Below are 12,160 nucleotides of genomic sequence, written 5' to 3' on the forward strand. Positions count from 1 at the left end.
TGGCCGATGCGCTGACAACCTTTGCATATGCGCAGTATAGCTATAATGCGGCGCTGCGTGTTGGCAACAGCATTTTGTCCCAGTCTTTCCTTGATTATATGAAATAAAATATAGTAAAGGAGTTGAATCAACGTGAAGCCATTGATTGAGATCAAAAGCGTACCAATCGAACTGGAAATGAAGGTGAATCATGCGCGGCTCGAATACTCCCGCGCCAATGTGGATCTGGAAATTTCGCGCAGCGACGGGGGACTGCGTATCAAGAGCAGTCCGATCAGGGTACAGCTGGATACTTTTGAGGCACGTAATTCGATCACGCCGACAGCTATGCGCAGCGTCGAGCAGGCGGCGCAGAAAGGGCGGCAGCAGGTGTACAATGCGACCGCTACCTACGCAAGGCATGGAAAACTGTTACTGGAGGCCAAGATTGGACAGCAGATGATTACACAATTTGCAATGGAATCGCAGCAGGTAAACACGGATTTTGCGATGGAGTTTCTGCCGTCTACCGGGCCGGAGATCTCATGGGACGGCGGAGAGATCAATATTCGTTATGAGATGGATAAGCTCAACTTCGACTGGCGTATGCAAAATGCAAATGTGGAATTTGTGCCGGGTAACATAGAGTTTACCGTGGCGCAGCAGCCGGATGTGGTGATTAAGTATATCGGCGGGCCGATGTATGTGCCGCCCTCGGCCGATCCGGAGTATGAGCCGGTCGATGTCAAAGCCTGATAGGAGCAGAATATGAAAATACAAACCAAATATTTTGGCGAGCTCAACATTGATGAGCGTACCACACTGCATTTCCCGGACGGAATATTTGGCTTTGAACAGGAAAAAGAATTCGTCCTCCTCTCTTTTGCGAAAGAGGAGGATTTCCTGTTATGCCTGCAAAGCGTGGCAACGCCGTATCTGGCGTTTACGCTGCTCAATCCGTTCATGGTGATGCCGGACTACCGGCCGCAGGTTCCGCCGGAAGAGCTGGCGCGGCTGGAGGTGTCGTGCAGCGAGGATCTGTGCTTTTATGTATTGTGCCGCGTGGGTAAGCCGGTGTCAGAGAGCACGGTCAACCTGCGCTGCCCAATCGTGCTCAACGATCAGACCCGCAAGGCGCGGCAGGTCATTCTGGATGAGTACGAGATGCGCTGCCCGCTTTCGTCCTTGGGAAAGAAGGCGGATGAAGTATGCTGATTTTGCAACGCAAGCAAGGGCAATCCTTTACGATTGGTGAGAATATTGTCATAACGGTGCGGGAGATCGGCATGGGGCGCGTGCGGCTGTCGGTGGACGCGCCGCGTGATATCCCCATCCTGCGTACCGAGCTGATCGAGGCGCGGCAGGAGAATGTCGCTGCGGCAGCCGGACAGGACGCGCCGCTGGAGCTGCTTGAGCTGCTGTGGAGCCATGCCGCTCCGCAAGCCGGCCAGCACGAGTATACGCCCGAGACCGTACAGCCGAAGACCGCGCATGAGCTGCTGACCGAGACGAAAGACCGCCCCGGTACGCCGTGAAGGAAAAACGGCAGGGCGGCTGGGAGCATATTTGGCTGCGGGAGCAGCGGCGGGAGAGTGTGTATTCGGGGCTGATTTCGGCGATTGCGGGCATCATGCTGCTGCTGGTGGTGATCGTGCCGGTCGCGCTGGTGTGGCTGACCGCGCATGACTATGTCATCACGGATGGCAGCCGTTACGAGGTCGTGCGGATGCATCCCGGTTCGGTGAGCGAGGCGTGTGAAAAGGCGGGCTTTCAAGGGCTGACCATTGCCGGTCTGCGCGAGGAAAGCCGAACGACGTATATCACGCTCGATCACCAGATGAGTGCGCAAATCGTCACCGCCGACCAGTCCTTTCTGGTTTGGTTCACCGCCTGCACGGTGGGTGAGCTGCTGGAGAAGAACGGCGTGGACTATGGCGCGGATGACATCATTACGCCGGACTTGGATGAATGGCTGACCGAGGATACCGAGGTGAAGGTCGTTCGGGTGACCTATGAGACTGACAGCGTGGTGGAAGCCATCCCGTTTGAGATTGAGACAATAGAGACGGACACGCTGCCCAAAGGGGAGCAGCGCATCGTGCAGTACGGCGCAAGCGGTGAAAAGGAAACGGTATTTAACGTTACCCTGCACGATGGCGTGGAGGCCTCGCGCGAGGTCATGCGCGAGCGTGTGCGTACTGTGCCGCGCAGCTGCCGCATCCAGCAGGGTACGGCCGAGCCGGAGGTCAGGGAGATTGCTACGCCGGACGATGTGCAGCAGCCGGTAAATGCCACCTCGGCCTCCGCGTATGCTGCCGGGCAGGCGGGGGACACCACAGCGCTGTCAACCGCGGGACGTTCGCAGGTCTGGTCGGTGCCTGCGGGTATCCGGGACGATACCGTAAACAAGGTCATCACCGCGGGAGACGGTTCATCCTTTTCTTATTCCTCGGTCATCAACGTCAAGGCGACCGCCTACCACCGGGTGGAGGAAGGCGGGCTGACCACCGCGACCGGCACGACCACGCGTTATGGCACAGTTGCGGTCGACCCGCGTGTTATCCCGCTGGGCAGTCGGGTCTATGTTGTTTCTGAGGGTGGGGACAGATCATGGTCCTATGGGCCGGGGCTGGCCGAGGACACCGGCGGCCTGATAAAAGGCAGCCGGGTCGACCTGTTCTTCATGACCGGAGAAGAGGCGGAGGATTTTGGTGTACGTGCGGCAAAGGTGTATATTTTGGAGGATTGACCACGCCCACGCGAGGAGAACAGGAGAAAATTTCCGGTTTATCCTTACATAAGGCAGCAGATAGCCGATATACTGAGTATACGCCAAAGCAAGGAGATTCGGAGTGCGTTATATGCCGTGTATCTGCGCGGTAAAGAGGATGACAGAAGGAGGTTTACAGAATGGATATGATGTCGAGCATTGCCGGTATGGCGATGGGGATGCAGGCTGCGCAGCTACAGCAGAATGTCTCGCTTTCAGTCACCAAAAAGTCGATGGACTCGGTTGAGTTGGCGGCGCAGGAGCTGCTGAAAATGCTGCCGAGCGAACCTGGACTGGGCGGTCAGATCGACACCTACGCCTGAAAACCGCGTAGGGGTGCGCCGCAAATTTCATAACTGAAAAGCTGCGAGGTCGGAAAAGAGATTTTCCGGCCTCGCAGCTTGCTTTGCCGAGCGGCCTGAAGGCGTCAAGCAATATCGGAACAAAGCAGCACAGGAGAGAATAGGTCGACCCAGCGGCGCGCCGATGGGCTGCAAGCTGGGGAGCAGGAAGCGATGAAAAAGTAAACCGCGCGGTTTCTCTCTTGAATCCACATATATATTGTGCTATAATACTAACGCTTATGCTATAATTTGTACTTGAAGGAGTTATGCATACATATGAGGATTATCAAGAGAAACGGCTTGTTCCAGACATATTGCGGCGATAAAATCAAGCAGGCGGTGGCCTTGGCCTTTTCCAGCGTAGGCGAGGAAGCCGATCAGGATACCTTGGAGCAGATCCTGCGGGATGTAGAGGCAAAGTTCCCTGTCAGCCGAGGCGGCGAATTATCGCTCTCCGTGGAGGAAATCCAAGATATGGTTGAGCTGACGCTGATGGAGGAAAACCGCTACAAGGTGCTCAAAAGCTATATCCTGTATCGTCAGCAGCGCTCCCAGATGCGTCATGCCCGGCAGGCTCTGCTGCATTATTTCCCGGATTTTCCCGCGCTGGAGCAGGTGCTGTGGCAGACGCAAAAGGAATATGCCGAGATGGAATACTCCATCGAGCATCTGACCCACAAATTCCTTGGCATGAGCAAGGAGGGAAGCTCCCAAAGCGAGAGAATGGCGCTGCTCATCAAATCCGCAGTGGAATTGACCACACGGGAAGCGCCGGGTTGGGAGATGATCGCCTCCCGCCTGCTCTATCTTGATTTTCAGCACAAGCTGGCAAAGCATTTGGACGAGCTTGGCATCAAGGATTTTTACAGCAAGCTGGTGTATTTTACGCAAGAAAAGCTGTATGGCAGCTATATTCTGGAAAATTACAGCCGGGAGGAGATCGACGAGTTTGCCGGCTGGATCTGCGAGGAGCGCAGCAATCTGATGAACTATTCCGGGCTTGAGCTGCTGCTGAGCCGCTATGTCATCCGCACGCGGAGAAACATTCCGCTGGAAACACCACAGGAGATGTTCATGGGTGTGGCGATGCATCTGGCTATGAAGGAGGAGAAAAAGGAGCGCGCCCAGTGGGTCAAGCGGTTCTATGATATGCTCAGTAAGCTGCAGGTGACCGTAGCCACACCGACCCTGTCCAACGCGAGAAAGCCCTATCATCAGCTGTCCTCTTGTTTTATTGATACAGTCCCGGACAGCTTGGACGGTATCTACCGCTCGCTGGACAATTTCGCTAAGGTCAGCAAGTTCGGTGGCGGCATGGGTATGTACTTTGGCAAGGTGCGTGCCAGCGGCAGCAGCATACGCGGGTTTGAGGGCGTCGCCGGCGGCGTCATCCGTTGGATCCGTCTTGCCAACGATACTGCGATCGCGGTCGATCAATTGGGCATGCGCCAAGGCTCGGTGGCCGTTTATCTGGATATATGGCACCGGGATGTGCCGGAGTTTTTGAACCTGCGCACCAATAACGGCGACGACCGCATGAAGGCGCATGATGTATTCCCCGCGCTTTGCTATCCGGACTATTTCTGGAAGCAGGTGCGGGACAATCTGGAAGGCGATTGGTATTTGATGTGCCCGCATGAGATCAGCACGATCAAGGGTTACCATCTGGAGGACTGCTACGGCGAGGAATGGGAGAGAAAATATCTGGACTGCGTGCGTGATTCCCGCATATCCAAGCGTGTTATCCCGCTCAAGTCGCTGGTTCGCCTTATCATCAAGAGCATGGTGGAGACCGGTACGCCGTTTACCTTCAACCGCGATCACGTCAATCGCGCCAACCCGAACGGGCATAAGGGTATGATCTATTGCAGCAACCTGTGCACGGAGATCGCGCAGAATATGGCCGAGATTGAATTTGTCGAGGAGCAGATCAAGACCAAGGATGGGGACGAGGTCGTCGTCACTGTGACCAAACCCGGCGAATTTGTGGTCTGCAATCTGGCCAGCTTGTCCCTTGGCAGGATCGACGTGAAAGATCCCGAGGAGATCGCCGAAATCACCCGCAGCGCGATGCGTGCACTCGACAATGTAATCGACCTGAACTTTTTCCCTGTTTCCTATGCCAAGATCAATAACGAAAATTACCGTCCCGTGGGGCTGGGGATCAGCGGCTATCATCATATGCTCGCCAAGGCGGGTATTCCCTGGGAAAGTGAAGCGCATCTGGCCTTTGCCGAGGATGTCTTCGACCGCATCCACTACGCAGCCATTGAAGCCAGCTGCGAAAATGCCCGGGAAAAGGGCAGCTACCATTATTTTGCCGGAAGCGACTGGCAGACCGGCGCATATTTCACCAAGCGCGGGCTGACCGACGAGCGCTGGCAGGCGTTGGCCCGTAAGGTGGCGGAAAACGGAATACGCAACGGGTATCTGATGGCGGTCGCGCCCACGGGCAGCACCAGCATCGTGGCGGGAACGACAGCGGGGATAGACCCCATCATGAGCCGCTATTTTCTGGAGGAGAAGAAAAACGGCTTAATGCCGCGCGTTGCCCCCGAGCTTTCCATGGAGACCTTCTGGTATTATAAAAATGCGCACCAGATCGACCAGACATGGTCGGTCAGAGCCTGTGGCGTCCGCCAGCGCCATATTGATCAGGCGCAGAGTATGAATTTGTATATCACCAACGAATATACCTTCCGCAAGGTGCTCAACCTCTATTTGCTGGCATGGGAAAAGGGCGTGAAAACCATCTATTATATACGCTCCAAGAGCCTTGAGGTGGAAGAGTGTGAAGTGTGTTCGTCGTAAAGAGGATAAGAGCTTATGTTAAAATTGATTAGAAAGCCCCTGTTCAACCCGGCGGGGGATATTGATGTGCAAAACCGCAGGCTGGTTGGCGGCAACACCACCAACCTGAATGATTTTAACAATGTGAAATATGGTTGGACAAGCGATTGGTACCGCCAAGCCATGAATAATTTCTGGATACCTGAGGAGATCAATCTGGCGATTGACATAAAGGATTACCGTTTGCTGCCGGAGGCTGAGCGGCGGGCGTACGATAAGATACTCTCCTTCCTGATCTTTCTGGACAGCATCCAGACGGCCAATCTGCCTAACATCAGCCAGTATATCACCGCCAACGAGGTAAACCTCTGCCTTTCTATCCAGACCTTTCAGGAGGCGGTGCACAGCCAGAGCTACAGCTATATGCTGGACACGATTTGCGAGCCGCAGGAGCGCAATCAGGTGCTTTACCAGTGGAAAGAGGACGAGCATTTGCTGGCCAGAAACGAGTTCATCGGCACGCTGTACAATGACTTTCAGCGGGAGAACAGCATGGAGATGCTGGTGAGAACGCTTATCGCCAACTATATTTTAGAGGGTGTATATTTTTACAGCGGCTTTATGTTTTTCTATAACCTCGCGCGCCATAACCGTATGCCCGGCTCGGTGCAGGAAATCCGGTATATCAACCGTGATGAGAACACGCATCTTTGGCTGTTTTCCAACATACTGCTGGAGATGACCAAAGAGTATCCCGCGCTGTTCACGCCGGACAAGCTGGATATCTATCGCGGCATGATTCGAGAAGGCTGTGAGCAGGAAATAAAGTGGGGGCACTATGTGATCGGCAATGAGGTCGAGGGGCTGAACATGGATATGGTGACCGACTATATCCGCTATCTCGGCAATTTGCGCTGCCGCGCTATCGGTCTCGCGCCGATCTATGAGGGGTATGATACTGAGCCGGCCAATATGTCATGGGTATCGCAATACGCCAATGCAAACACCATCAAAACCGACTTTTTCGAGGCCAGAAGCACGGCCTACGCCAAGAGCAGCGCTTTGGTGGATGACCTGTAAAACGCACTTGCGCGCCGCTTTACGCATACATGCGCTGCCTTTACAGAAAAATCAAAAAACCGCCGCAGAACCAAAGTTCAGCGGCGGCTTTTTGCGTTATTCCACAATAGTATAGGAGGGAAGTTTGGGGTTTTCCTGAAGAACGATCTGCTTGACCTCGCCCGGGGCGGTTTCCTGAAAAAGCTCAGCGCCGTCGGCCGAGATGAAGTAAGTGCCCAAGCGTGAGTTTGTGTTGGTGTTGTTTTTGCCGAAGACATACACCACCAAGCAGGGGATATCCTCAACCAGTACGAAGCCCGGGCCGGGCTTGAGGCTGTACTCGGCCATTGTCGCGCCGGGCAGGCCAATCTCAGCAGGGGAAAGCGACAGCATCAAATCCTTTGCAGAGGAAAAGGAGAGGGCGATATTTTCACCCAGCAGGGAATTGGCGGTCAAGGCCTGATGCGGTACGCGGGAGAGCGTGACCAGACAGCTGCTTGGCGTCCAGTCGATGCGCACCTGAAAACGCGTTTCGCTATCCTTTTCATAATCGGCATAGGGAGTGAGCGCTGCCTGCGCCTCCTCGTCCTCCGTCTGCTCCCCATCGGTGCCGCCTGCGGCTGCGGTCTTGATCGGGCTGCCGGTTTCATCCAGCGCGACGGCCTGCCGATACAGCAGCACCGAACCGACCGCGCCCGTATAAGAGGGCACTTCCTTGTCATCCATCTCAAGCGCGTTTTCCTCGTTTGTCAGCAATGTGACGTAGCTTTCAGCCAGTGCGCCGGTCGTGCCTTCGGCAAACTGTTGGTAGTCATAGGTCATGGAGGGATAAACAACGGTGTCGCCGTTGGTCTCCTCGGCTGCCGCGCCATCTCCGCCGATACCTTGGGAGAAGGTATATGCAAGCACACCGCCGGTCTCCTCGGTCAAAAGCTGATCAAAAGCGGGGATGGAGTCTCCCTCCAGCGTGTAGATCGCAGGTGCGGCATCTGTATCGCCCTTGCCGCAGGCTGTGACCACGCACAGCGCGGCGAGCGGCAGCAATATGCGTAGTCGCCTCATAGATGTTGCGTCTCCTTTGACAAAAGTATCATTCTATATTATGGTACAATTTTTTTGTTGGAAAAGCAAGATAATTTGTGTTAAAATTTCGTATTAAGATAATAGCAGGAAAAAGCGGGACAGATGGCAAAAAAAATTATGCTAAACAGGTTATTACTGCTTGCAGAGGAAGACCAAATCATGTTAAAATAGAAACCATAATTCTTTCGCGTATGACTATTATAGCGGAGTAGAAGGCATGGCTTTTGGGGAGGGCGATTTGAAACAATGAGACAGCGATGGACAAAACGATTGGCGCTGCTTTTGTCAGCGCTGCTGTGGATGCCGGCGGCACTGGCCGCCAATGATGTTACGGTGATCGCTCCACCCGAAGCTGCAGTGACGGTTGGCGGCTATCATATGACATTGGATAAACAGGATGCTGCCCTGCAAAGTGGGCAGTCGCACACCTTTTCCTTTACCATGGATACCGGCTACCGGCCTACCGGCGTGCAGGTCTCAGTTGGCGATTCGGTGGATACGCAGATGATGACGGTCAACAGCGTGAGCAAAACCGCCACCGTGAAGGATGTGACTGCCACGATCGTCACATGGCCGGAGCGCACGAGAAACGGCAGCTTTTCGATCCAGACCGGCGCGCTGACCGAGGGCAAGACGGTTAAGGTCACCATCCAGACCGAGCAGATGCCGCCCTACATAGCCGACATCACAGCGGCCAACGCGGCCGTGGATGGCGGAAAATCCTACGAGTACGGTGAAACGGCAACTCTATCGGTCATCCCGAATCGGGGCTACCGGCTAACTAAGCTCAGCCTGACCTACGGCACGGTGAGTACGACAGTGACATCCTCCACCACGTGGAACGGGTTGAAAATCACCTGGAGCGAGACCAATCAGACCGCTGTTACGGGCGAGCTGTATGATAATCTGACTGTTGCGGCCACGGTGGAGCAGATACCGGTCACCCATAAGGTGACTATCCAGATGGACAACGGCCTCAAGCTGATCAATCCGGGCAGCACCACGACGACCGTCAATGACGGAGACTCGCTGTACATTCGGGTCAATCAGGAAAGCGGTTATCTGCTGGGCGATCTGACCTGCCAGTATGGCAAGTCCTACGCCAGTTGGGCGGCTGGACAGACCTATCTGACGATGGGTAATACGCGGATACCGATCAAGGAATCGAACGGCTCGGTCACGTTCACGCTGCCGGAGATTCACAGCGACTATACGCTGTATTTCACCGCGACCTATGATGAGAACAATATCCCCATTACGATAGACGAGGGCACGCGCATTAATATCGACTCCGACAGCGGAGACACGGTCGCGCGCGGCGACGATGTGGAGTTCACTATCAGCACGACCTCCACCCGTTACGCGGTGCAGAAGATCACGTTGAAGATCGGCTCTAACTCGGCGACTGTTAGCCCGGACAACGGGGAGATCCGTGTGGGTGGGCGCACCTACGCGATCGAGGATAAGGGAAACGGCAAATATGTTTTATATGTGGATAACATCCGGGAGCCGGTTACCGTGTCGGCAATTTCCAACGCCTCCGGCTCGGTATCCCGTCCAACGCTGACCATTCAGTCCTCAAGCAACATGACCATCACTAAAAGCGTGAGCAGCAGTCAAATCTACGCGGGCGACGCGGTGACGTTTTATTTCACGCCGTCGACCAACTATCAAATCGACGAGATCACGGTCAAAATCGGAACCAACAGCAAGACAGTTGGTGCAGATAATACCTCGGTCAGCGTCAGCGGTACGACATACGAAATGCGCCGCAACACAAGCGGCGTAGTCTCGCTGTACCTGACCGATATCCGGCAGAACGTCACAGTTTCCGGCAGGGCATATTACGCGGGAAGCAGCACCACGCCGGGTACTACACCGGGCGGCGTCACCGGACTGGTACAGCTTAATGAGGCCAGCCGGGGTGCTTTTATGACCGGTTACCCGGATGGCACGTTCCGGCCGGAGAGCAATATCACCCGCGCCGAAGCGGTCGTGATGCTGTACCGTATGTCCAACGTCACCGGCACGACCACGACGAGCGGCAATTTCTATGATGTGCCGTCTAATATGTGGTGTGCAACCGAGGTCAATACCTTTGCCAAGGCGGGCATTGTGGATAGCGGCAGCTATTTTTATCCCAACCAGAATATTACCCGTGGTGAGTTGGTCGAGATGCTGTACCGCCTGTCGGGCAAGCCGTCGTATACGGGCAGCCTGACGCGCTTTGGCGACGTTACGGGCAGCAACCGGACGGCCATCGCTTATGCGGCTTCGCGGGGTTGGGTCAACGGCTATCCGGATGGTACGTTCCGGCCATATGACTATATCACGCGCAGTGAGGTCGCGACACTGATGACCGGCGTGCTTGGTCGCGTGTCGGGTGGCAGCCAGATCAGCTATACCGATGTGCCGCGCACATACTGGGCATACCGGTACATTCAATTGGCATCTTCTGACATTTAAAAGCAACGAAAAGCGACGAAAAGCGACGAAAAGCGACAAATTTGTTTGTATTCTGCTAGTGTATTTTTCAAAAGTGAAAGCAAAAAATGAAAAGCTTTTTCAGCGGATACAGACAAATTCTGCTTTTTTACAAGGGAATAGCAACTTGATATTGCACTCTTTTGTCAGATATGCTATAATAATGTAGAGCAATAAGCAGCAAAATTCACCATAAATCTATTGGCAGCGCATGTATCGCAAGAATGTGTATTTGCTTGCCGCATCACTGCATAGGATGGAAAAGACAGGGAATTTGCATAGTTTACGGTTGTCTGATACGAAAAGATGACATGCCGTGCAGATGGCCTGCATCTTGTTCACACAGCCGCCTTCGGGATACGCACACAGCGCACATTAAGGCGTGGATGAGCGTTTCGGGGTGCGCGGCGGGTGGAGCGATTTGAGTGGAGGGAAGTCAAATGGAGTTCATTACCAACAACGCGCTGCTGATGATGGAACGTTCGCTGAATTTTCAGTGGACGAAGCAGACTGCCATTCTTGACAATCTGGCCAATGTCGAGACTCCGGGCTATAAGACGAAATATGTCACTTTTGAGGAGACTTTGCGCGCGCGCCTGCGAGCAGCTTCCTCGAGTGCGAACCGTATGAGTGAGGCGCTGAAAAGCGCCTCACCGACCGTTCATGTTGCGGAAGGTGAAAGCGCCCGCATGGATGGGAACGGTGTGGATGCGACTGAGCAGAGCATTGAGCTGGCTCGCAACGCGCTGCAAATGCAGCATGTGATGAATGCGATCTCAAACGATCTGACGCTTATACGCACGGCGATCACCGGATAATCGGGGGAAACAAAAATGGCATTTTTAAGTTCGATGAATATCACCGGATCGGGTCTGACCGCGCAGCAGCTGCGGCTGGACGTTATCGCAGAAAACATCTCCAATATCAATACGACGCGCGTAGAGGGCGGCGAAGGGTCGTACCGGCGCAAGCTGGTAGTGATGGAAGCTGAAGCTGGACGAGATTCCTTCCGCAGCGTGCTTGCGCGCGCGGCTGGGCAGGTTCCGCAGGCGGCAGGAACGCTGTCAGAGCGGGGCGGCGTGCGCGTCACCCAGATCGTAGAGGATCAAAGCCCGCTCAAGCTGCAATACGATCCGACGCATCCCGATGCGGACGAGCAGGGTTATGTTGAGTTGCCTAACGTCGATCTGGTCAAGGAGATCACCGACGCGATGGCGGCAACGCAGGCCTATTCCGCAAACGTGACCGCGTTCAATACGCTCAAGACCGTTGCAACAAGAGCGCTTGACATCGGCAAGTAAATTTCTTCGGACAGCAGAGAGGGGTTAAAGAGAGTGGCAGTTATCGGACAGATCAATCCCTTGTGGGATACACTTTCGCTGCAGTCGTCGCAGGGGGTAAAAAGCAGCGAGTGGCAGGGTGGCCTGCCGGTTTTTGAGGATATCTTTCGCAGTGCGATCGACAACGTAAAGCAGACTGACGCGGAGAAAAACAAAGCCGAATATCTGATGGCAACCGGCCAGCTGGATAATCCGTCTACACTGACAATCGCAAGCAGCAAGGCGGTTTTGTCGGTGCAGTTGTTGGTGCAGCTGCGCAATAAGGCGCTGGATGCTTACAATGAAGTGTCGCGCATGAGTATCTGACGCCG

At 54.5% G+C, this 12,160-nt stretch carries 12 protein-coding genes; 11 read left to right on the top strand and 1 reads right to left on the bottom strand.

Going from position 1 to position 12,160, the window contains the following annotated elements; all coding sequences use genetic code 11:
• The first annotated feature begins 132 nt into the window (after positions 1-132).
• The 7 genes from MR935_RS00430 to MR935_RS00460 all read left to right on the top strand — a co-directional run bounded on the left by MR935_RS00430 (position 133) and on the right by MR935_RS00460 (position 6,963).
• Positions 133-735, top strand: coding sequence for a DUF6470 family protein (locus MR935_RS00430; RefSeq protein ID WP_290570072.1), 603 nt, complete (start codon positions 133-135; stop codon positions 733-735).
• Between the two features lie 12 nt (positions 736-747).
• Positions 748-1,194: a flagellar assembly protein FliW gene (gene fliW, locus MR935_RS00435; RefSeq protein WP_290570073.1), complete on the top strand. Its 447-nt coding sequence runs from the start codon at positions 748-750 to the stop codon at positions 1,192-1,194.
• Entirely contained in the window at positions 1,188-1,514 is a 327-nt protein-coding gene (locus MR935_RS00440; RefSeq protein WP_290570074.1) for a carbon storage regulator, read from the top strand. Before fliW ends, MR935_RS00440 begins: the two co-directional genes overlap by 7 nt.
• Positions 1,511-2,728 carry a 3D domain-containing protein gene (locus MR935_RS00445; RefSeq protein WP_290570076.1) on the top strand — a complete coding sequence of 406 codons (1,218 nt, stop codon included), beginning with the start codon at positions 1,511-1,513 and terminating at the stop codon, positions 2,726-2,728. Before MR935_RS00440 ends, MR935_RS00445 begins: the two co-directional genes overlap by 4 nt.
• Positions 2,729-2,889: 161 nt before the next feature.
• Positions 2,890-3,072, top strand: coding sequence for a YjfB family protein (locus MR935_RS00450; protein ID WP_290570077.1), 183 nt, complete (start codon positions 2,890-2,892; stop codon positions 3,070-3,072).
• A 297-nt stretch (positions 3,073-3,369) separates the two neighbouring features.
• Positions 3,370-5,904 (top strand): ribonucleoside-diphosphate reductase subunit alpha, encoded by a 2,535-nt coding sequence (locus MR935_RS00455; protein WP_290570078.1) that lies wholly within the window; start codon positions 3,370-3,372, stop codon positions 5,902-5,904.
• Between the two features lie 15 nt (positions 5,905-5,919).
• Positions 5,920-6,963, top strand: a complete 1,044-nt coding sequence (locus tag MR935_RS00460; protein ID WP_290570079.1) for a ribonucleotide-diphosphate reductase subunit beta — start codon at positions 5,920-5,922, stop codon at positions 6,961-6,963.
• Between the two features lie 96 nt (positions 6,964-7,059).
• On the opposite strand, the gene MR935_RS00465 is transcribed toward MR935_RS00460, so the two are convergent.
• Positions 7,060-8,004: a hypothetical protein gene (locus tag MR935_RS00465; protein WP_290570081.1), complete on the bottom strand. Its 945-nt coding sequence runs from the start codon at positions 8,002-8,004 to the stop codon at positions 7,060-7,062.
• A 267-nt stretch (positions 8,005-8,271) separates the two neighbouring features.
• Here MR935_RS00465 and MR935_RS00470 point away from each other — a divergent pair, with 267 nt between their 5' ends.
• The 4 genes from MR935_RS00470 to MR935_RS00485 all read left to right on the top strand — a co-directional run bounded on the left by MR935_RS00470 (position 8,272) and on the right by MR935_RS00485 (position 12,155).
• On the top strand, positions 8,272-10,491 hold the full coding sequence (locus tag MR935_RS00470; RefSeq protein ID WP_290570083.1) for an S-layer homology domain-containing protein: 2,220 nt from the start codon (positions 8,272-8,274) through the stop codon (positions 10,489-10,491).
• Between the two features lie 458 nt (positions 10,492-10,949).
• Positions 10,950-11,327, top strand: coding sequence for a flagellar basal body rod protein FlgB (flgB, locus tag MR935_RS00475; protein WP_290570085.1), 378 nt, complete (start codon positions 10,950-10,952; stop codon positions 11,325-11,327).
• A 15-nt stretch (positions 11,328-11,342) separates the two neighbouring features.
• Positions 11,343-11,810 (top strand): flagellar basal body rod protein FlgC, encoded by a 468-nt coding sequence (flgC, locus tag MR935_RS00480; RefSeq protein WP_290570087.1) that lies wholly within the window; start codon positions 11,343-11,345, stop codon positions 11,808-11,810.
• Positions 11,811-11,843: 33 nt separating this feature from the next.
• On the top strand, positions 11,844-12,155 hold the full coding sequence (locus MR935_RS00485) for a flagellar hook-basal body complex protein FliE (RefSeq protein WP_290570089.1): 312 nt from the start codon (positions 11,844-11,846) through the stop codon (positions 12,153-12,155).
• The last annotated feature ends 5 nt before the right edge of the window (positions 12,156-12,160 follow it).

The sequence above is a fragment of the Agathobaculum sp. genome (assembly GCF_022775115.1).
Lineage (GTDB): Bacteria > Bacillota > Clostridia > Oscillospirales > Butyricicoccaceae > Agathobaculum.

What these genes read in the sequence shown, in the direction of transcription:
- flgC (WP_290570087.1), top strand. Translation starts at nt 11,343, where the DNA reads ATGGCATTTTTAAGTTCGATGAATATCACCGGATCGGGTCTGACCGCG.
- fliW (WP_290570073.1), top strand. Translation starts at nt 748, where the DNA reads ATGAAAATACAAACCAAATATTTTGGCGAGCTCAACATTGATGAGCGT.
- MR935_RS00470 (WP_290570083.1), top strand. Translation starts at nt 8,272, where the DNA reads ATGAGACAGCGATGGACAAAACGATTGGCGCTGCTTTTGTCAGCGCTG.
- MR935_RS00450 (WP_290570077.1), top strand. Translation starts at nt 2,890, where the DNA reads ATGGATATGATGTCGAGCATTGCCGGTATGGCGATGGGGATGCAGGCT.
- MR935_RS00465 (WP_290570081.1), bottom strand. Translation starts at nt 8,004, where the DNA reads ATGAGGCGACTACGCATATTGCTGCCGCTCGCCGCGCTGTGCGTGGTC.
- MR935_RS00440 (WP_290570074.1), top strand. Translation starts at nt 1,188, where the DNA reads ATGCTGATTTTGCAACGCAAGCAAGGGCAATCCTTTACGATTGGTGAG.
- MR935_RS00455 (WP_290570078.1), top strand. Translation starts at nt 3,370, where the DNA reads ATGAGGATTATCAAGAGAAACGGCTTGTTCCAGACATATTGCGGCGAT.
- MR935_RS00460 (WP_290570079.1), top strand. Translation starts at nt 5,920, where the DNA reads ATGTTAAAATTGATTAGAAAGCCCCTGTTCAACCCGGCGGGGGATATT.
- flgB (WP_290570085.1), top strand. Translation starts at nt 10,950, where the DNA reads ATGGAGTTCATTACCAACAACGCGCTGCTGATGATGGAACGTTCGCTG.